Below are 19,748 nucleotides of genomic sequence, written 5' to 3'. Positions count from 1 at the left end.
GTCCTGTCCGCAAAAGAAAAGCCCGCCTGCAATGGACGCAGGAGAGCTTATTTCGGGATTTTTATAGTGAATTGAATGTATTCTTCAAACTCTTCTTCTTCGGCATTGATTTTGACGCCTGTGTCTGCAACCATTGAGAGCGACTGGCGGATTGTGTTCATGGCGATGCGCGTATCACGGCTGAACGCTTTTCGTTTCGCTTTTGCTTTCGGCGCCGTTTTTTCGAGCATTTTCACGACACGGTCCTCTGTCTGCTTCACATTAAGCTGCTTTTCCATAATTTCCGTGAGCAAAAGGATTTGAGGTTCAGGTTTCTTAAGAGGAATGAGCGCTCTGGCATGCCTTTCTGTGATCTTCTTCTGAAGCAGCGCCTGCTGCACTTCATCAGGAAGTTTCAGCAGCCTGAGCTTATTCGCTACAGTAGACTGTCCTTTTCCCAGTCTCTGTGCAAGGGCTTCCTGCGTCAGATTGTGAAGCTCGAGCAGCTTTGCATAGGCAACGGCCTCTTCAATGGCAGAAAGTTCCTCCCGCTGAAGATTTTCAATCAGCGCTACAGATGCCGTTTCCGTATCGTTGAAATCCTTGATGATGGCGGGAATGGTTTCCCAGCCAAGTTTTTGAACAGCTCTGAATCTTCTTTCCCCGGCAATAATTTCATAGTTGCCGTCTGCCTGGCGCACAACAATCGGCTGAATGATGCCGTGTGTGTGTATGGTAAGAGAGAGTTCCTCAATTTTTTCATCAGCAAATACAGTACGCGGCTGGAAACGGTTCGGGACGATGTCCGCTACCGGAATCTTCTTTACCTCATCATATACTGAATCATCAATTTCTTCTGTATCTATTCCTGCTGTTTTTTCTGCTGTATCTTCTTTTTCTCCCAAGCCGAAAAAACGAGAGAATGGATGCTTCATGAGCCTACACCACCTTTAGAAACTGCCATCATATTATTTCTCTTTCAAGTCTCTTTTTTCCTGCATGCAATTCAAACTTTCCTCCTGATTCGCTGCACTGAAGAACCCGCTGTCTTCAGGCGAGCCTGTCTACTCAAGAGGAAGTTTATTCGGTGTACCCGGTTTTCGCGGATATTTTGCAGGTGTCGGTTTTTGCTTATGGATGACGATGATTGAGCGCTCACTTTCTTCAAGAGGCAGCTCAAAAGCATATTTATTTTCTGTTTTTCCGCCGAGGGTGATGATGGCTTTTCTTGCAGTTAAAAGCTCATCCTCCGCACTTGCTGCCTTCATCGCAACAAAATGTCCGCCCGGCTTGACAAGCGGGAGGCAAAGCTCGCTTAATACGGAAAGGCGCGCTACCGCTCTCGCTGTCACAACGTCATATGACTCTCTGTGTTCTTTCTTTTTGCCGAATGTTTCGGCTCTGTCGTGATAAAGGGATACACCGGACAGATTCAGAGATTTTGAGAGATGATCGAGAAACGTGATGCGTTTATTCAGGCTGTCCACAATCGAGACGTTCAGGTGCGGAAAGCAAATTTTGATCGGCAGGCTCGGAAAACCGGCGCCTGCCCCTACATCACATATGGAAAGTGGCTTTGTAAAGTCAAAATAAAAAGCAGCGGAAATGGAGTCGTAAAAATGCTTTAAATAGACTTCCTTTTTTTCCGTAATCGAAGTCAGGTTCATTTTTTCATTCCACTCTACAAGCAGATCATAGTATGTCTCAAACTGCTGAAGCTGCGTGTCTGTCAGGGTGATTCCTTTTTCTTCGAGACTTGCCTTAAATAACGAAATGTCCATAGTCAAAACCTTTCTGATGCTTGAAATCGCATGCTATTCGTTCGCCACTCTGGCTATTTTGCCCTGCTCTAAATAAACAAGAAGAATGGAAATATCCGCAGGATTTACCCCTGAGATCCGCGAAGCCTGTGCCATTGAAAGCGGTCTGACCTCTTTCAGCTTCTGGCGCGCTTCTGATGCAATCCCTGAAATCGCGTCATAATCGATGTTTTCAGGAATTTTTTTGTTTTCCATTTTCTTGAGCTTTTCAACCTGCTGAAGGGATTTCTCGATATAGCCTTCATACTTGATTTGAATTTCAACCTGTTCGGCTATTTCTCCGGAAATAATTTCATCTGCCGGAACAAGCGCGTGAATATGATCGTAGTTCATTTCCGGTCTTTTGAGAAGATCGGCAGCACGGATGCCGTCTTTCAGCTCGCTTCCGCCAGCCTGTCTGATGACGTCCTGAGTTTGCTGATTCGGCTTGATGATAACGGTGCTTAAGCGTTTCTTCTCTTTTTCAATCTCGTCTTTTTTCAGAAGGAACGACTGATAGCGCTCTTCTTTGATCAGACCGATTTTATGGCCGGTTTCTGTAAGGCGCAGGTCCGCATTGTCATGTCTTAACAAGAGACGGTACTCAGCTCTTGAGGTCAATAAACGATACGGCTCATTCGTGCCTTTTGTGACAAGGTCATCAATCAGAACGCCGATATAAGCGTCCGAACGGCTCAGAATGACCTCTTCTTTGCCAAGGGCTTTGCTGGCAGCGTTGATTCCGGCCATCAGTCCTTGTCCGGCAGCTTCCTCGTAGCCGGATGTGCCGTTGATCTGTCCTGCAGTGAAAAGTCCCGGCACCTTTTTCGTTTCAAGCGTCGGCCACAGCTGCGTCGGAACGATTGAATCGTACTCAATTGCATAGCCGGCGCGCATCATTTCTACCTTTTCAAGACCAGGGATGGATGAAAGAATGCGTCTTTGCACATCTTCAGGAAGGCTTGTTGAAAGTCCCTGCACGTACACTTCCTGAGTGTTTCTGCCTTCAGGCTCAAGGAAAATCTGATGGCGCGGCTTATCGTTGAAGCGCACCACTTTATCCTCGATGGACGGGCAGTAGCGCGGACCCGTTCCTTTGATCATGCCTGAATACATCGGCGAACGGTGCAGATTGTCGTCGATAATCCGGTGCGTTTCTTCACTTGTATAAGTAAGCCAGCAAGGAAGCTGGTCTGTGATGTATTTTGTCGTTTCATAGGAAAAAGCTCGGGGTACGTCGTCTCCAGGCTGAATCTCTGTTTTGCTGTAATCGATGGAGTGGCTGTTGACCCGCGGTGGCGTGCCTGTTTTAAAACGGACCATATCAAGGCCGATTTCCTGAAGGTGCTCAGACAGCTGAATAGAAGGCTGCTGATTGTTCGGGCCGCTTGAGTATTTAAGCTCTCCGAGAATGATTTCGCCTCTAAGGAATGTGCCTGTTGTCAACACAACCGTTTTGGCGCGGTATTCTGCACCAGTCTGCGTGATGACCCCGCGGCATTCGCCGTCTTCCATGATCAGACGCTCGACCATACCTTGAAGCATCGTCAAATTCCGTTCGTTTTCCATCGTTTTTTTCATTTCATGCTGATACGTGAACTTGTCTGCCTGGGCACGAAGCGCTCTGACAGCCGGTCCTTTTCCTGTATTCAGCATTCTCATTTGAATATGTGTTTTATCGATGTTTTTTGCCATTTCTCCGCCCAAAGCATCGATTTCGCGGACAACAATTCCTTTGGCCGGCCCGCCAACAGACGGATTGCACGGCATAAACGCGACCATATCGAGATTGATCGTCAGACACAGCGTTTTGGCACCCATTCTTGCAGAAGCGAGAGCAGCCTCAACTCCTGCATGGCCGGCGCCTACGACAACAACATCATAATCACCTGCGTGATATCCCACGGCAGTTCCTCCTTTAAAAAATTCATTTATAAAAAGCGCAATCGCAAAACTTATAATCGCAGAGCTTATTTTCCGAGACAGAACTGGGCAAACAGCTGATCAATCAGGCTTTCGTGAACAGCATCCCCGATGATTTCCCCGAGAAGCTCCCATGTGCGCGTCAGATCAATTTGAACGATATCAATCGGAACGCCTGCATCAATGGCTTCAAGAGCATCTTCGATTGACCGTTTTGCCTGCGACAGCAGTGCAATATGTCTTGTGTTTGAAACATAGGTTAAATCTGTTGGACCGACTGCCCCTTCGAAAAAGAGGGAACTAATGGATTCTTCAAGCTGGTCAATGCCCTGTTCTTCGAGCAGTGACGTCGTGACGACCGGCGAGTTTCCGGCAAGCTCTTTTACCCGGTCCAAATCAATCTGCTGCGGCAGATCTGTTTTATTGACAATGACGATGACATCCATCCCGCTGACGGCTTCAAACAGCTGTTCATCTTCTTGTGAAAGAGCTTCGCTGAAGTTCATGACGAGCAGAATGAGGTCAGCCTTTTTAAGCACCTGTCTGGATTTTTCAACGCCGATCCGCTCTACGATGTCTTCCGTCTCGCGGATTCCCGCCGTATCGACCAGCCTGAGAGGCACGCCCCTTACATTCACGTACTCCTCAATCACGTCGCGCGTCGTTCCCGGAATATCTGTGACAATCGCTTTGTTTTCATGGATCAGGCTGTTAAGCAGCGAGGATTTTCCTACATTCGGACGGCCTACGATAACAGTCGAAAGGCCTTCCCGTAAAATTTTCCCCTGCTGGGAAGTCTGGAGCAGCTTTTCAATTTCCTGCTTCACATACGTCGCTTTTTCAACGAGCACATTGTGCGTCATTTCTTCAACGTCATCGTATTCAGGATAATCGATGTTCACTTCAACGTGTGCCAGTGTCTCAAGTATTTCCTGGCGCAGCTTTTGAATCAGCTTGGAAAGTCTTCCTTCCATCTGGCCAAGCGCTACGTTCATCGCTCTGTCCGTTTTAGCACGGATCAAGTCCATTACCGCTTCAGCCTGGGACAGGTCAATTCTTCCGTTCAAAAACGCACGTTTTGTAAACTCACCAGGATCTGCAAGTCTGGCTCCTCCGTTCAGGGCAAGCTGCAGCACACGGTTAACCGTAACAATACCGCCGTGGCAGTTGATTTCAACAATATCTTCTCTAGTGAATGTTTTTGGTCCTTTTAATACAGACACCATCACTTCTTCTACGATCTGGCCTGTATCAGGGTCCTTTATATGTCCATAATGTATGGTATGACTCTCAACGTCACGCAGTCTTTTTCCGGAAGGTCCTGAGTAAAGCCTGTCAGCAACCGCGATGGCTTCATCGCCGCTCAGTCTGACAATGGCGATCGCTCCCTCTCCCATCGGTGTGGATATCGCCGCAATCGTATCGAAATCCATGCGTTTCACCCCGCTTCTTTCAAAATTAATCTATAATGGCATGTTCTATTAAATACGCAGTCAAATTTATAAGATATCACAGTTATTTCTTATTTGAAAGGAAAAAAGTTCAATTTATCCACAGTCTGATTTTCCGCACATTCAGCTACCTATTATTTTAACTTATCCACATGTTAATAACAATATTTCCAATCCCGCTTCATCTAAGTCCTCCCGGGGACAGAAAAAACCCCGCTGACTGACTATCAGCGGGGTTTTTCTATTTAGGCGCAATCACTAAATGACGGTGCGGTTCTTCCCCTACAGAGTAGGTTTTGATCTTATGCTGCTGGCTGACCAGTGCAGCATGGATAATCTTTCGTTCATAGGAAGGCATCGGCTCGAGCGGAACCTCTTTCCTCGTCCGGATCGCCTGATGGGCAAGCTTATGAGCGAGCTGAATCAGGGTCTCTTTGCGGCGGGATCTGTAGTTTTCCGCATCAACGGTAATGTTCAGATAGTGATTGGCATGGCGGTTTGCCGCAAGCTGCGTTAAATACTGCAGGGAATTGAGGGTTTGTCCGCGTTTTCCGATTAAAAGAGCCACTTTCTCTCCTTCAATTTGAAACGTCACATTTTTCCCGTCCTGCTTCATTTCGACAGTGGCGTCCACGCCCATGTTTCTGACAACATCCATTAAAAAGCGATGCGCTTCTTCTGCGGGATTCGGCCGTTTAACGGCTTTCACCCTTGCAGGCTTTGAACCGAACAGGCCCAAAAAACCTTTTTTGCCTTCATCAATCACGGTGATTTCTACTTCATTTTCAGTTGCATGAAGCTCTTTTAAAGCGGATTGTACTGCTTCTTTGACGCTAAGTCCCTCAGCAGTTATTTCTCTCACTTTTTCTTTCCTCCCGATTTCAAAAGGGCATTCTTTTTAATATCAGGTCCGTAGATGATCATTGTCTGCACGATCATGAACAGGTTACCTACAACCCAGTACAAGGAAAGTGCAGCAGGGAAGCTGACAGCAAAGATGACGATCATAATTGGCATGATATAAAGAAGCATGGCCATTTGCGGATTTTGACTTGCTGTTCCTGCCATCGTTAATTTCTGCTGAATGAAAGTTGTGATACCTGCAATGACCGGCAGAAGGAATAATGGATCACGTGCACCAAGGTCAAACCACAGGAAGTTGTGATCGGCAATTGCTTCTGTTCTCATGATGGCATGATAGAATCCGATAAGAATCGGCATCTGCACAAGTAAAGGAAAACATCCTGCAAGAGGATTTACCTTATTCTTCTGGAAAAGAGCCATTGTTTCCTGCTGAAGCTTCTGCTGTGTTTTCTGATCTTTCGAGCTGTACTTTTCACGCAGCTTCTGCATTTCAGGCTGCAGTTCCTGCATCGCTTTGGAGTTTTTGATCTGCTTGATCATCAGCGGCAGAATGGCAAAGCGGATAATAAGCGTTACGATGACAATGGAGATTCCATAATTTTCACCCGTTAATTCTGCGAAATATATGATAAGCCATGACAACGGATAGACAATGTATTGGTTCCAGAACCCCTGGCTTTCTTCTGTGATTGGCTGATTGACTTCTGTACATCCTGCAAGAAGCATCACCATGCTCACTAAGCCAAGCACTAACAATATTCTCCTTTTCAACCGGTATTCCTCCTAACAATCTAACTGAACCGGGCATTTTTTGCCGGCGTATCCAACCTATATTCTAACATCTTTAGATAAGAAATCGAAATTTGTTCTAAACATTTCTATGTATTTTTTATGGCGCTTTCACGGCGAACGCCGGGCTTTAGGATTTTCGTTTTTCTGAAAAGGTGCAAAAGACTGCTTTTCACTTCATGATAGTCCATTTCAGACGCAGGTTTTCTGGCAATGACAATGTAGTCCATGCCTGTTTTCAAGCTGTCTTTTTCTTCAAGGAATACTTGGCGGACGAGACGCTTTACCCTGTTTCTGGTTACGGCATTTCCTATCTTTTTGCTGACTGACAGGCCTAAGCGGAATTCCTTTTCTTCAGGCTGATTCAGCATGTAGATCACAAATTGTCTGTTTGCCATCGACTTGCCCTGCTTGAATACTTTTTGGAAGTCTTCGTTTTTTTTAATGCGGTTTTTCTTTTTCATGCCCTCACTCCGGATCCTTCCCTGACGTTCCTTTAGCCTGCTGAAAGCTCTGCCATCATTATTTCTTTAAAAGAATCTATTTAAACAGCTGTTTTCCTAAAAACATGGCCCAATCTGTTTAAAGGATTGGGCCATGTAAAAAAGACCACTGATAGTTTTCAGTGGCCTATGCTGATAATACTTTTCTTCCTTTGCGACGACGTGCTGCTAGCACTTTACGTCCGTTCTTTGAGCTCATGCGAGCGCGGAAACCGTGAACTTTGCTGTGTTTGCGGTTGTTTGGCTGATACGTTCTTTTCATTATAGACACCTCCCTGAGGAATAGCTGTTAAAGACAGTCTTTCTAATTATAGAGAGTGACCCCTCGAATTGTCAACCATCTGTCAAAAAAGATTTCGATCTGCGGTTTTTCGTTCTCGTTTTTTCATTTGTTGTTTTTACCCGTTTCCTTCAGATGCAACTTCAACAACTTACATTCCATCCTATAAACCGTTACCTTCCGCTCCAGAAACTTGCTTTCCGCGGGGAGTGCCGGAAGCTTCCTCGCTGCGCTTGCGGGATCTTCCGTGCCCTCTTCATCCCGCAGGAGTCAAGTTTCTTCCGCTGCAGTACACTGGATTGCAGCTCTGTTCAAATTCAAAAACCATAAAGGCATAAGCAAATTCAGATTAGAACTGAAACACCTTCTGCAGCCTGTCCAATTTCTCCCTCATTTACCGACCTGTGCACAATTTTTTCGACATATTTTTTTATCCACACCCGTTATCGACAGGTTTCTCACAGAACAAACAGATGTGGACAATTTTTCTCAACAGGAAAGCGGGTATGTGGATAAGTTTTTCAAAACCATTGCGCCGCTTCGTTTAATTTGATATTATATTTGTGTTTTCACTCTGAATATCAAACGGTATAAAATCAATTATCCACACATTGTGGATAACATGTGGAAAGATTATAAACACCCTGTTAAAAAACTTGTCCACACGTGAAGGTTTATGTCGAAAAGATGTTTTTCTACTATATTATATATTTATGCACATTTTGTCCTTTTGTATATTTATTCGCACGCCTATGAATGGTTGTACAAAACATATACGCGTTACTTTTCTAAGAAGGAGGGAGATGCCTCATATGGAGAACATTGATGAGCTGTGGAGCAAGGCGCTGTCTGAAATTGAAAAAAAACTCAGCAAGCCAAGCTTTGAAACGTGGCTGAAATCGACGAAGGCCCATGCGCTTAAAGGAGACACGCTGACGATTACGGCGCCTAATGAATTTGCACGCGACTGGCTGGAATCACGGTATCTGCATTTGATTGCCAATACCATATATGAACTGACGGGCGAGGAACTGCTGATCAAGTTCATAATTCCCCAAAATCAGAACGAAGCAGATTTTATGCCGAAATCACCGATTAAGCAGGTGGCAAAAGACGAAGAGCAGATCGAGCTGCCTCAAAATATGCTGAATCCTAAATATACGTTTGATACATTCGTTATCGGTTCAGGCAACAGGTTTGCGCACGCAGCGTCGCTTGCCGTGGCAGAAGCGCCTGCTAAAGCCTATAATCCGCTGTTTATCTACGGGGGAGTAGGACTTGGAAAAACGCATCTTATGCATGCAATCGGCCATTATGTCATTGATCATAAACCAAATGCGAAGGTCGTTTACCTGTCCTCAGAGAAATTCACGAACGAATTCATTAACAGCATCCGTGACAACAAGGCGAAAGATTTCCGCAACAAATACCGCAGCGTTGACGTTTTGCTTATAGATGATATTCAGTTTCTTGCCGGAAAAGAACAGACGCAGGAGGAGTTTTTCCATACGTTTAACACCCTGCATGAAGAAAGCAAGCAGATTGTCATTTCCAGCGACCGTCCTCCAAAGGAAATACCGACACTAGAAGACCGCCTCAGATCGAGATTTGAATGGGGACTGATTACGGACATTACCCCTCCGGATCTTGAGACGCGTATCGCGATTCTCAGAAAAAAAGCAAAGGCTGAGGGCCTTGATATCCCTAATGAAGTCATGCTTTATATCGCCAATCAAATTGATTCCAATATTCGTGAACTTGAAGGCGCACTTATTCGGGTTGTTGCTTATTCATCCCTTATCAATAAAGACATAAATGCAGATCTTGCTGCAGAAGCTTTAAAAGATATCATCCCAAGCTCAAAGCCGAAAATGATCACCATTGCGGATATTCAGCGCATGGTAGGCCAGCATTTCAGCGTGAAGCTTGAGGATTTTAAAGCAAAGAAACGAACAAAATCCGTCGCTTTTCCAAGGCAAATCGCGATGTATCTATCACGGGAACTGACTGATTCCTCTCTTCCAAAGATCGGCGAGGAATTCGGAGGCCGCGACCATACGACCGTCATTCATGCCCATGAGAAAATCTCCAAGCTCCTTCAGGCTGATGACCAGCTTGTGAAACAGCTGAAAGAAATAGAGAGCATGCTGAAGAACTAGCTCTCTCTCTAGCAGCATAAACCAGGCAAAATCATCTCAAAATAAAATAGAGCATCCGGGATAATGTGAATAACCCAATACGATTCATACACAGTCTGTCCACATGTGGATAGGCTGTGTTTCCTTTCTTCAACAGAGTTATACACATATCAACAGGCCCTACTAGTACTTCTACTATTTTTTCTTTAAAAGATATATATATTAAGTCACCAGAAAAAATATTCCGCCGTACGAAAAAAAGGAGGATTTACCCTAATGAAATTCGTCATTCAAAAAGACCGTCTTGTTCAAAGCGTACAGGATGTCATGAAAGCTGTTTCGTCCAGAACGACTATTCCAATCCTGACGGGAATTAAAATTGTCGCGACAGAAGAAGGCGTCACTCTTACAGGAAGTGACTCTGATATCTCAATTGAGTCTTTCATTCCTACAGAAGAAAACGGAAAAGAGATTGCAGAAATCAAGCAGGCAGGAAGCATCGTCCTTCAAGCCCGTTTCTTCAGTGAAATCGTTAAAAAACTTCCTAAGGATTCTGTAGAGATGGAGGTTCATGGCCACCATATGACAGTCATCCGGTCAGGCAAAGCAGAGTTCAACTTAAACGGACTGGATGCAGAGGAATATCCGCATCTTCCACAAGTAGAAGAGCACAACAGTTTTAAAGTTCCTACAGATCTTTTAAAAACGATGATCCGCCAGACCGTCTTTTCTGTTTCAACATCTGAAACACGCCCGATTTTGACAGGTGTGAACTGGAAGCTTGAAAATAAAGAACTGATCTGTATTGCAACTGACAGCCACCGTCTTGCCCTCCGCAAGGCGAAAATCGAAATGGAAGCTGACACTTCCTACAATGTTGTCATTCCCGGAAAAAGTTTAAATGAATTGAGCAAAATTCTTGCTGATACGAGCGAAGAAATCGAAATCGTGATCACAGAAAGCCAGGTGCTTTTCAAAGCGGAAAACCTGCTTTTCTTCTCAAGACTTCTTGACGGAAACTACCCTGACACAACGAGGCTGATTCCTTCTGAAAGCAAAACAGAAATGGTTCTGAATACAAAAGATTTTCTTCAGGCCATTGACCGCGCGTCTCTTCTTGCAAAAGAAGGCAGAAACAACGTCGTAAAGTTTTCTACGCTTGAAGACGGAATTGTCGAAGTTTCTTCGAATACTCCTGAAATCGGAAAAGTCATCGAGGAAGTGCAGACACAGGAGCTCTCAGGAGAGGAATTAAAAATTTCTTTCAGTGCAAAATATATGATGGATGCATTAAAGGCACTTGAGGGAACAGAAATCAGCATCAGCTTTACAGGTGCGATGAGACCGTTTTTGATCCGCACTCCAAATGACGATTCCATCCTTCAGCTGATTCTCCCTGTCAGAACGTATTAATGACACAAGCTGCCGGCGGTCTGCCGGCAGCTTTCTTTTTTTAGCGAAAGAATCAACCTGACCCGGGAGGACTTTTGTCACGAAAGGTGTCCGCGCTGGAAAGACACAATTTTCTTTAAAAAGAACAGGCAGCTGCCTATTGTGGGATGGCTATCATATTTAGTAAAATAAAGTGTTAGAGATTTTAGAAAGAAGGCGATCCGGAATGTCCAGAAAACCTGTTAAAATAGATACAGAATATATAGCACTTGGCCAATTTTTAAAGTTGGCGGACGTAATCCAGACCGGCGGCATGGCAAAATGGTTTCTTCAGGAATACGCGATATTTGTAAACGGGGAGCCTGAGAACCGCCGAGGCAAAAAACTTTATGACGGAGATCTTGTTGATATTCCTGATTTCGGTACATTTATCGTTAAAAGCTGAATGTTTCAAGATGTGAAATACACAACTTAAAGTTGGTGAACGGATTTGTTTATCAAAGAACTGTCCCTGCGGAACTACCGCAACTATAAAGAACTGACTGCGGAGTTTGAAAACAAGGTCAATGTCATCCTCGGGGAAAATGCCCAGGGGAAAACGAATGTGATGGAAGCCATCTATGTCCTTGCCATGGCCAAATCCCACCGCACGTCAAATGACAAAGATCTTATCTACTGGGACGAGGAATATGCTAAAATAGAAGGCAGAGCAGAAAAACAAAACGGTTCTGTGCCAATGCAGCTCGTCATTTCGAAAAAGGGAAAAAAAGCGAAGCTGAACCACATTGAGCAGCAGAAATTAAGCCAGTATGTCGGAGCGATGAACGTGATCATGTTTGCTCCCGAAGACCTTAACCTTGTAAAAGGCAGCCCCCAGGTCAGAAGACGTTTTATCGATATGGAAATCGGACAGGTTTCGCCTGTCTATCTTCATGATTTAAATAAATTTCAAAAAGTCATGCTGCAGCGGAATCAATATTTAAAGCAGTTGCAGATGAAGAGGCAGACTGACCGGACGATGCTTGATGTGCTGACTTCGCAGCTTGCGGAATCCGCTGCAAAAGTAGTGAAAAAGCGAATGGAGTTTATCGGCAAGCTGGAGAAATGGGCTCAGCCGGTCCACGAGGGAATCAGCAGGGGGCTTGAAACACTGACGATTGAGTATAAAGCCTCCGCCGATGTATCAGAAGCCTCAAGTTTGTCGAAAATGATAGAAGGATATGAAGAGAAGTTTGATAAAATAAAAGAAAAAGAAATTGAGCGCGGAGCAACACTTGCCGGTCCGCACAGAGATGATCTTCTTTTCTTTGTGAACGGGCGGGACGTTCAGACGTTCGGCTCCCAGGGACAGCAGCGGACAACCGCTCTCTCGCTGAAGCTTGCGGAAATCGATCTGATCCACGAGGAAATCGGCGAGTATCCGATTCTTCTTCTTGATGATGTTTTATCTGAACTTGATGATTACAGGCAATCGCATTTATTAAATACAATTCAGGGGAAAGTGCAGACGTTTGTCACGACGACAAGCGTTGAGGGCATTGACCATAAGACGCTGAAGGAAGCAACAACGTACCGCGTTTCAAAAGGCACGCTTACTTAAGTGAGAGAGGTGGTTTTTCATGTATATCCACTTGGGAGACAATTTCGTGATTCCTTCAAAGGAAGTCGTCATGATTATTGATCATCAATCGTCAAAGACGTCCGGAATCGTCAGTGAATTTTTGGAAAAGCAGCAGAATCAGCCGGTAAAGCTTGCAAATGGCGAAACAAAGTCGATTGTTGTGACGACAGACAAGATTTATTTTTCTCCTCTTGCTTCAGGCACGCTGAAAAAACGTGCAAAATTCTCATTTGACATAGAGACGGCAGAATGAACGTTCTGAACCCAATCTATAAGCCCTTAAGAAAAGTGTAGGTGATCATAGTGGCGATGGAACAAAAACAAATGGAACAGCAATCATATGATGAAAACCAGATACAAGTACTAGAAGGCTTAGAGGCTGTCCGGAAACGTCCCGGAATGTATATTGGCTCAACTGCGGCGAAAGGTCTCCACCATCTGGTCTGGGAGATTGTCGACAACAGTATCGATGAAGCTCTTGCAGGATACTGCGATGAGATTAATATTATCGTTGAAGAAGACAACAGCATCACCGTAAAAGACAACGGCCGCGGAATTCCGGTTGGAATCCATGAGAAAATGGGACGTCCTGCAGTTGAGGTCATTATGACGGTGCTTCATGCCGGAGGAAAATTCGGCGGCGGCGGATACAAGGTGTCAGGCGGTCTTCACGGAGTAGGTGCATCTGTCGTAAATGCCCTGTCTACGTATCTTGAAGTCACTGTTTACCGCGACGGCAAAATTCATTATCAGAAGTTTGAGCGCGGTGTGCCTGCTGCTGACCTGGCAGTAATCGGCGAAACAGAAGTAACAGGAACAACCACTCACTTTGTCCCGGATCCGGAAATTTTCACGGAGACGACGGAATATGATTTTGACACACTTGCAAACCGTTTAAGAGAGCTTGCTTTCTTAAACCGCAATATCAAAATCACAATTGAAGACAAGCGTGAAACGAAACGCAAAAAAGAATATCTGTACGAAGGCGGCATTAAATCCTATGTTGAGCATTTAAACCGCACAAGAGAAGTCATCCATGAAGAGCCTGTCTACATGGAAGGCGAAAAGGACGGCATCACAGTCGAGGTTGCCCTTCAGTACAATGATTCCTATACAAGCAACATTTATTCGTTCGCCAACAACATTCACACTTATGAGGGCGGAACGCATGAAGCCGGATTTAAAACGGCTCTCACACGCGTCATCAATGACTATGCCCGCAAAAGCGGCGCATTTAAAGACAATGATGCCAACCTTACAGGTGACGATGTGCGCGAAGGTTTGACAGCCATTATTTCTGTTAAACATCCGGACCCGCAGTTTGAGGGCCAGACAAAAACGAAGCTCGGCAACTCAGAAACGCGGACTGTTACGGATAATGTCTTTGCAGATGCATTTGAGAAGTTTCTTCTTGAAAATCCTTCAACAGCAAAGAAAATTGTTGAAAAAGGGGTTATGGCATCAAGAGCGCGTCTTGCAGCAAAAAAAGCGCGCGAACTGACTCGCCGTAAAAGTGCGCTTGAGATCTCCAACCTTCCCGGGAAACTTGCCGACTGTTCGTCTAAAGACCCGTCCATCTCAGAACTTTACGTCGTTGAGGGTGACTCTGCGGGCGGTTCTGCAAAACAGGGGCGCGACCGTCATTTCCAGGCGATTCTGCCGCTTAGAGGAAAAATCATCAACGTTGAAAAAGCGCGTCTTGATAAAATCCTTTCCAACAACGAGATCCGGACGATTATCACGGCCCTTGGAACAGGAATTGCGGAAGACTTTGATCTTTCAAAAGCGCGCTACCATAAAATCATCATCATGACGGATGCAGACGTTGACGGAGCCCATATCCGCACACTGCTTCTGACATTCTTCTACCGCTACATGAGACAGATCATCGAAAGCGGATATGTCTACATTGCCCAGCCGCCGCTTTACAAAGTGCAGCAGGGCAAGCGGGTTGAATATGCGTACAATGACAGGGAGATGGAGAAGCTTATGGCAGAACTGCCTGCAACTCCTAAGCCTGGAATTCAGCGCTACAAAGGTCTTGGCGAGATGAATCCTGAGCAGCTTTGGGAGACAACGATGGATCCGAACACGCGGACATTCCTTCAGGTTACTTTGGAAGATGCGATGGAAGCGGATGAAACCTTTGATATTCTGATGGGAGACAAAGTCGAACCCCGCCGGAACTTTATCGAAGGCAACGCCCAGTATGTTAAAAACCTTGATATCTAAGTTTAAAAAGGCAAAGCCCATCCCGGCTTTGCCTTTTCTTTTTGCCTGAAATTCCGTCATAGCCCACTACATTTCACATGTCCCTGCATATCTTTGTAAAGAAAGTAGGCAATTTATCTAAGCAGGAGGCGTGAAAATGAACAATCAGCAATATGACATGAGGCGTCCATTTGGATTTGGAGGAGGCTTCGGGAGACCTGGATTTGGCTTTGGAAGACCAGGCTTCGGATTTGGAAGACCTGGATTTGGTTTCGGCAGACCGGGCTTTGGCTTTCCGTTAGGGTTTGTCGGCGGTCTTGCAACAGGAGCGCTGCTGTCGCCGGGCTATGGCTACGGATATCCTTATCCTTATTATCCGCCGTACCCGTACTATCCGTATTATTAATTTCTTTAAAAAACATCCGGGCAGGATGTTTTTTAATTTTTTAAAAAGAAAATGATCCAGTCTCGCATTCTCTCCGTTAGTCATGATGTAAACATCAAATAAACAGAAATAAAAGGAGAGAATAACATGAAGATGAAAAAAGCACTGATTGCTGTACCACTCAGTTTTTCCCTGCTGATTCCCGCTTTTGGAACAGTGAATGCAGAAGATCATGGAGGAAATCATGGCGGCAGCCACAGCGGCATGGCATCAGCAGAGGTTTCAAACCCTGCCATTGATCTTCGGGCATCCCTTGATGCGATCCTCTCAGAGCATGCATACTTAGCGGTTGTTGCGATGCAAAAAGGCATTGACGGCAAAGAAGACTTCGAAGCAGCTGCAGGACAGCTGAATAAGAATACAGAAGATTTATCGGCAGCTGTCGGATCTGTTTACGGTGAAGAAGCGGGAAATCAATTTAAAGAAATCTGGAGCAGCCACATCGGCTATTTCGTGGACTATGTAACGGCAACAGCTGAAAACAATGAAGAAGGCAGAAAACAGGCACTTGCAGAATTGGACAAGTACCGCGCCGAGCAAGCGGGTTTTCTGGATACGGCAACGGAAGGACGCTTGAAAGCGGCAGACCTTGAAGCAGGCCTAAAAGTTCACGTTGAACAGCTGATTGGTGCTTTTGAAAGCTACAGAGCGGGTGAATATGACAAAGCCTACGATGATGCAACAGAATCGATGCACCATATGTTCGGAGTCGGCAAAAGCCTTTCATGGGCCATCACTGACCAGTTCCCTGAGAAATTCGAAAGTACGTCCCCGGATACTGCCGCTGCTGACTTGCGTGCAGATCTGAATCACGTATTTTCAGAGCATGCAGCACTTGCGGCACTTACGATGCAAAAAGGAATTGACGGAGCAAAAGATTTTGATGCGGCTGCAGCTGCATTAAATGAGAACACAGATGACCTGACAGCAGCTGTTGAATCTGTATACGGCGCTGAAGGTGCTGCACAATTTAAAGAAATCTGGAGCAGCCACATCGGCTACTTTGTTGACTACGTGACAGCAACTGCCGAAAACAACGAAGCAGGCAAGGAAGAAGCGGTAGCAGAGCTTGATGCATACCGTGCAGAACAGGCGGCATTCCTTGATGCAGCAACAGAGGGCAGACTGAAAGCGGCCGACCTCGAGGCGGGTCTCAAAGAGCATGTAGACCAGCTTCTCGCGGCATTTAACAGCTACACAGGAAAAGACTATCCTGCAGCCTATGAAAATATCCATGTTGCTTATTCGCACATGTTCGGAGTAGGACAGGCCCTGTCAGGCGCCATTACAGATCAATTCCCTGAAAAGTTTGAGGGGCAAAAGCCTTCTGACATGCCGAAAACAGGCATGGGCGGCATGAGCCAGTCAAACAGCAGTGTCATCATGTGGGCTGTATTCGGATTTATCCTTGCAACTGCAGCGATCGCCATGATTGCACGCAAAAAATCAGTGAAAAACTAAGGGCTCGAGCAGAAGTTTTAAGCAAGGCCCGCCTTATTTAAAAAATATGAGTAAAAGAACTGTGATCCCTGCCGAAAAGGCAGGGATTATTCGGTTTTTCGGGATATTTCTATGAATTTGACGTGTAATGTCATAGGTTTATTGATATAATGGAGAGTAGGCTATTATTCAATTATCGGAAAGACTTACATATTTATGGTCTTATATATTTCAGCATGAACACCATTACAAAAACTTTTAACTCCCGTTTTTTATGGAGCTAGATAGATTAGGGAGGTTCAACTCATGGAAGAAAACAAAACACCAAACGTGAAAGAGATTAATATCAGTCACGAGATGCGTTCTTCTTTTCTAGATTATGCGATGAGCGTTATCGTTTCGCGCGCTCTTCCGGACGTTCGTGACGGCCTGAAGCCTGTTCACCGCCGGATTCTCTACGCGATGAATGACCTTGGCATGACATCGGACAAACCTTTCAAGAAGTCCGCGCGTATCGTCGGTGAAGTAATCGGAAAGTATCATCCGCACGGCGACAGCGCCGTTTATGACTCTATGGTCCGGATGGCACAGGATTTCAACTTCCGCTATATGCTTGTCGACGGTCACGGAAACTTTGGTTCAGTTGACGGAGACGGTGCGGCAGCGATGCGTTATACAGAAGCCCGCATGTCGAAGATCGCGATGGAGCTTCTCCGCGATATTAACAAAGACACCATCGATTATCAGGACAACTATGACGGGTCTGAACGTGAACCTGTCGTGCTTCCTTCAAGGTTCCCTAATCTTCTGGTAAACGGAGCAGCGGGGATTGCTGTCGGCATGGCAACAAACATTCCGCCTCATCAGCTTGGAGAAGTCATCGACGGGGTGCTTGCTGTCAGCAAAGATCCTGAAGTCAGCATACAGGAGCTGATGGAAATCATTCCGGGCCCGGACTTCCCTACTGCAGGACAGATTATCGGCAGAAGCGGCATCCGCAAAGCGTATGAAACCGGCCGGGGATCGATCACCATCAGAGCGAAAGTTGAAATTGAACAAAAAGCGTCAGGCAAGGAAGTTATTATCGTCAGAGAGCTTCCTTACCAGGTGAACAAGGCGAAGCTGATCGAAAAAATTGCAGAGCTTGTACGCGACAAAAAGATCGAAGGAATTACAGACTTAAGAGACGAATCCGACCGAAACGGCATGCGCATTGTCATTGAAGTCCGCAAAGATGCAAATTCAAATGTCCTTTTGAACAATCTTTTTAAACAGACAGCTCTTCAGACAAGCTTCGGCATCAACATGCTTGCCCTTGTAGGCGGACAGCCTCAGGTGCTGAACCTGAAGCAGTTCCTTGTCTATTATCTGGACCATCAAAAGGTGATTATCCGCCGCCGCACAGCCTTTGAGCTGCGCAAAGCGGAAGCACGTGCGCATATTCTGGAAGGACTCCGGATTGCTCTTGATCATCTGGATGAAGTGATTGCACTTATCCGTGCTTCACAGACAACAGATATCGCTAAACAAGGATTGATGGACAACTTCTCTCTTTCTGAAAAACAGGCTCAGGCTATTCTTGACATGCGTCTTCAGCGCTTAACAGGACTTGAGCGCGAAAAGATTGAAGAAGAATACCAGGGTCTTGTTCAACTGATCGCAGAACTGAAGGCGATTCTTGCAGATGATGAGAAAGTTCTTGAAATCATCCGCGAGGAGCTTGAAGAAATTAAGGAGCGCTTCAATGATGTGCGCCGTACGGAGATTGTAACCGGCGGCATCGAAATGATTGAAGACGAAGACTTAATTCCTGTTGAAAACATCGTGATCACGCTGACGCACAACGGCTATATCAAGAGACTTCCAATCTCGACATACCGAAGCCAGAGAAGGGGCGGACGCGGAATTCAGGGAATGGGCACGAATGAAGATGATTTCGTCGAACATTTGCTCACAACTTCAACCCACGACACGATCCTGTTCTTCACGAACAAAGGAAAGGTTTACCGTACAAAAGGCTACGAGATTCCTGAGTACGGAAGAACGGCAAAAGGTCTGCCGATCATTAACCTTCTTGAGATTGAAAAAGGGGAATGGGTCAATGCCATCATTCCTGTTTCGGAATTTGCAGATGACTGGTCTCTCTTCTTCACAACGAAAGAAGGAATCTCAAAACGGTCTCCGCTTTCTCAGTTTGCCAACATCAGAAAAGGCGGCCTGATTGCTGTCAATCTGCGCGAGGCAGATGAACTGATTTCTGTAAGGCTGACGGACGGAACGAAACACATCATGATCGGAACGAAAAAGGGAATGCTGATCCGCTTCCCGGAAACAGACGTCCGCTCAATGGGCCGTACGGCTACAGGGGTAAAAGGCATTACGCTTGATGCGGATGACGAAGTTGTCGGCATGGAGATCCTGGAAGAGGACGCAGACGTTCTGACTGTCACGCGAAATGGATTCGGCAAGCGGACGCCTGCAGCTGAATACCGCGTGCAAAGCCGTGGCGGAAAAGGGATTAAAACATGTAATGTAACCGAAAAGAACGGTACTGTCATATCTGTTAAGCCTTCAACAGGAGAAGAGGACCTGATGCTGATTACAGCAAGCGGCGTTCTGATCCGGATGGCAATTGACAGCATTTCGACAACGGGACGAAACACACAGGGCGTCAAGCTGATTAAGCTTGGCGGCGAAGAACACGTTGCAACAGTAGCGGTAGTGGAAAAAGAAGAACTGGAACCTGAAGAGGATTTGACAGAAGAACAGATTCAGGATTCTGAAACTGAAGCACCGCCGGAAGATCCATCAGGCACTGAAGAATAAGGGGGAAAAGTACAGCGGAAGCTGTACTTTTTTTCTGCCTTTTTTATTCAATAAATCCATATCCTTCTAAAATATTGGGTTATAATC

Annotated in this window: 17 protein-coding genes; 9 read left to right on the top strand and 8 right to left on the bottom strand. The window is 45.6% G+C overall.

The window, feature by feature from the left end; genetic code table 11:
- Positions 1 to 47: 47 nt before the first annotated feature.
- From noc to rpmH, 8 genes are all read right to left on the bottom strand, one after another.
- Positions 48 to 914 (bottom strand): nucleoid occlusion protein, encoded by an 867-nt coding sequence (gene noc, locus AZ46_RS13290; RefSeq protein WP_029282930.1) that lies wholly within the window; start codon positions 912 to 914, stop codon positions 48 to 50.
- A 129-nt stretch (positions 915 to 1,043) separates the two neighbouring features.
- Complete coding sequence (rsmG, locus tag AZ46_RS13285) at positions 1,044 to 1,760, bottom strand: 16S rRNA (guanine(527)-N(7))-methyltransferase RsmG (RefSeq protein WP_029282927.1); 717 nt, start codon at positions 1,758 to 1,760, stop codon at positions 1,044 to 1,046.
- Between the two features lie 33 nt (positions 1,761 to 1,793).
- Positions 1,794 to 3,683, bottom strand: a complete 1,890-nt coding sequence (gene mnmG / locus AZ46_RS13280; protein WP_029282925.1) for a tRNA uridine-5-carboxymethylaminomethyl(34) synthesis enzyme MnmG — start codon at positions 3,681 to 3,683, stop codon at positions 1,794 to 1,796.
- A gap of 65 nt (positions 3,684 to 3,748) precedes the next feature.
- Positions 3,749 to 5,134: a tRNA uridine-5-carboxymethylaminomethyl(34) synthesis GTPase MnmE gene (gene mnmE, locus AZ46_RS13275; RefSeq protein WP_029282923.1), complete on the bottom strand. Its 1,386-nt coding sequence runs from the start codon at positions 5,132 to 5,134 to the stop codon at positions 3,749 to 3,751.
- Positions 5,135 to 5,393: 259 nt separating this feature from the next.
- Entirely contained in the window at positions 5,394 to 6,014 is a 621-nt protein-coding gene (gene jag / locus AZ46_RS13270) for an RNA-binding cell elongation regulator Jag/EloR (protein WP_029282921.1), read from the bottom strand.
- Complete coding sequence (spoIIIJ, locus tag AZ46_RS13265; RefSeq protein WP_029282919.1) at positions 6,011 to 6,787, bottom strand: YidC family membrane integrase SpoIIIJ; 777 nt, start codon at positions 6,785 to 6,787, stop codon at positions 6,011 to 6,013. Before spoIIIJ ends, jag begins: the two co-directional genes overlap by 4 nt.
- 107 nt (positions 6,788 to 6,894) lie before the next feature.
- Positions 6,895 to 7,269 (bottom strand): ribonuclease P protein component, encoded by a 375-nt coding sequence (gene rnpA / locus AZ46_RS13260; RefSeq protein WP_029282918.1) that lies wholly within the window; start codon positions 7,267 to 7,269, stop codon positions 6,895 to 6,897.
- A gap of 166 nt (positions 7,270 to 7,435) precedes the next feature.
- Complete coding sequence (rpmH, locus tag AZ46_RS13255) at positions 7,436 to 7,570, bottom strand: 50S ribosomal protein L34 (RefSeq protein WP_029282916.1); 135 nt, start codon at positions 7,568 to 7,570, stop codon at positions 7,436 to 7,438.
- A gap of 830 nt (positions 7,571 to 8,400) precedes the next feature.
- Between rpmH and dnaA the strand changes: the two genes are divergently transcribed.
- The 9 genes from dnaA (at position 8,401) to gyrA (ending at position 19,661) form a co-directional block, all read left to right on the top strand.
- Positions 8,401 to 9,747, top strand: a complete 1,347-nt coding sequence (dnaA, locus tag AZ46_RS13250) for a chromosomal replication initiator protein DnaA (protein WP_029282914.1) — start codon at positions 8,401 to 8,403, stop codon at positions 9,745 to 9,747.
- 255 nt (positions 9,748 to 10,002) lie between these two features.
- Positions 10,003 to 11,139, top strand: a complete 1,137-nt coding sequence (gene dnaN, locus AZ46_RS13245) for a DNA polymerase III subunit beta (protein WP_029282912.1) — start codon at positions 10,003 to 10,005, stop codon at positions 11,137 to 11,139.
- Positions 11,140 to 11,344: 205 nt separating this feature from the next.
- A complete protein-coding gene (yaaA, locus tag AZ46_RS13240) occupies positions 11,345 to 11,563 on the top strand; it encodes a S4 domain-containing protein YaaA (RefSeq protein ID WP_029282910.1) in 219 nt (72 codons plus the stop codon).
- Positions 11,564 to 11,608: 45 nt separating this feature from the next.
- Positions 11,609 to 12,718, top strand: a complete 1,110-nt coding sequence (recF, locus tag AZ46_RS13235; protein WP_029282908.1) for a DNA replication/repair protein RecF — start codon at positions 11,609 to 11,611, stop codon at positions 12,716 to 12,718.
- A 19-nt stretch (positions 12,719 to 12,737) separates the two neighbouring features.
- Positions 12,738 to 12,992 carry an extracellular matrix regulator RemB gene (gene remB, locus AZ46_RS13230; RefSeq protein ID WP_029282906.1) on the top strand — a complete coding sequence of 85 codons (255 nt, stop codon included), beginning with the start codon at positions 12,738 to 12,740 and terminating at the stop codon, positions 12,990 to 12,992.
- 56 nt (positions 12,993 to 13,048) lie between these two features.
- On the top strand, positions 13,049 to 14,971 hold the full coding sequence (gyrB, locus tag AZ46_RS13225) for a DNA topoisomerase (ATP-hydrolyzing) subunit B (RefSeq protein WP_029282904.1): 1,923 nt from the start codon (positions 13,049 to 13,051) through the stop codon (positions 14,969 to 14,971).
- Between the two features lie 136 nt (positions 14,972 to 15,107).
- Entirely contained in the window at positions 15,108 to 15,356 is a 249-nt protein-coding gene (locus AZ46_RS13220) for a hypothetical protein (RefSeq protein WP_029282902.1), read from the top strand.
- A 126-nt stretch (positions 15,357 to 15,482) separates the two neighbouring features.
- Positions 15,483 to 16,856 (top strand): hypothetical protein, encoded by a 1,374-nt coding sequence (locus tag AZ46_RS13215; RefSeq protein ID WP_029282900.1) that lies wholly within the window; start codon positions 15,483 to 15,485, stop codon positions 16,854 to 16,856.
- Between the two features lie 285 nt (positions 16,857 to 17,141).
- Positions 17,142 to 19,661, top strand: a complete 2,520-nt coding sequence (gyrA, locus tag AZ46_RS13210; protein ID WP_029282898.1) for a DNA gyrase subunit A — start codon at positions 17,142 to 17,144, stop codon at positions 19,659 to 19,661.
- The last annotated feature ends 87 nt before the right edge of the window (positions 19,662 to 19,748 follow it).

The sequence above is a fragment of the Metabacillus indicus LMG 22858 genome, from assembly GCF_000708755.2.
GTDB lineage: Bacteria > Bacillota > Bacilli > Bacillales > Bacillaceae > Bacillus_P > Bacillus_P indicus.
Note: the sequence above shows the minus strand (reverse complement) of the source record. Positions and strands in the feature narration are given on the sequence as shown.

Bases quoted from the DNA above. Each gene is read 5' to 3' on its own strand.
- AZ46_RS13215 (WP_029282900.1), top strand. From the start codon at position 15,483: ATGAAGATGAAAAAAGCACTGATTGCTGTACCACTCAGTTTTTCCCTG.
- noc (WP_029282930.1), bottom strand. From the start codon at position 914: ATGAAGCATCCATTCTCTCGTTTTTTCGGCTTGGGAGAAAAAGAAGAT.
- yaaA (WP_029282910.1), top strand. From the start codon at position 11,345: ATGTCCAGAAAACCTGTTAAAATAGATACAGAATATATAGCACTTGGC.
- remB (WP_029282906.1), top strand. From the start codon at position 12,738: ATGTATATCCACTTGGGAGACAATTTCGTGATTCCTTCAAAGGAAGTC.
- rsmG (WP_029282927.1), bottom strand. From the start codon at position 1,760: ATGGACATTTCGTTATTTAAGGCAAGTCTCGAAGAAAAAGGAATCACC.
- gyrA (WP_029282898.1), top strand. From the start codon at position 17,142: ATGGAAGAAAACAAAACACCAAACGTGAAAGAGATTAATATCAGTCAC.
- dnaA (WP_029282914.1), top strand. From the start codon at position 8,401: ATGGAGAACATTGATGAGCTGTGGAGCAAGGCGCTGTCTGAAATTGAA.
- dnaN (WP_029282912.1), top strand. From the start codon at position 10,003: ATGAAATTCGTCATTCAAAAAGACCGTCTTGTTCAAAGCGTACAGGAT.
- mnmE (WP_029282923.1), bottom strand. From the start codon at position 5,134: ATGGATTTCGATACGATTGCGGCGATATCCACACCGATGGGAGAGGGA.
- gyrB (WP_029282904.1), top strand. From the start codon at position 13,049: ATGGAACAAAAACAAATGGAACAGCAATCATATGATGAAAACCAGATA.
- rnpA (WP_029282918.1), bottom strand. From the start codon at position 7,269: ATGAAAAAGAAAAACCGCATTAAAAAAAACGAAGACTTCCAAAAAGTA.
- rpmH (WP_029282916.1), bottom strand. From the start codon at position 7,570: ATGAAAAGAACGTATCAGCCAAACAACCGCAAACACAGCAAAGTTCAC.
- AZ46_RS13220 (WP_029282902.1), top strand. From the start codon at position 15,108: ATGAACAATCAGCAATATGACATGAGGCGTCCATTTGGATTTGGAGGA.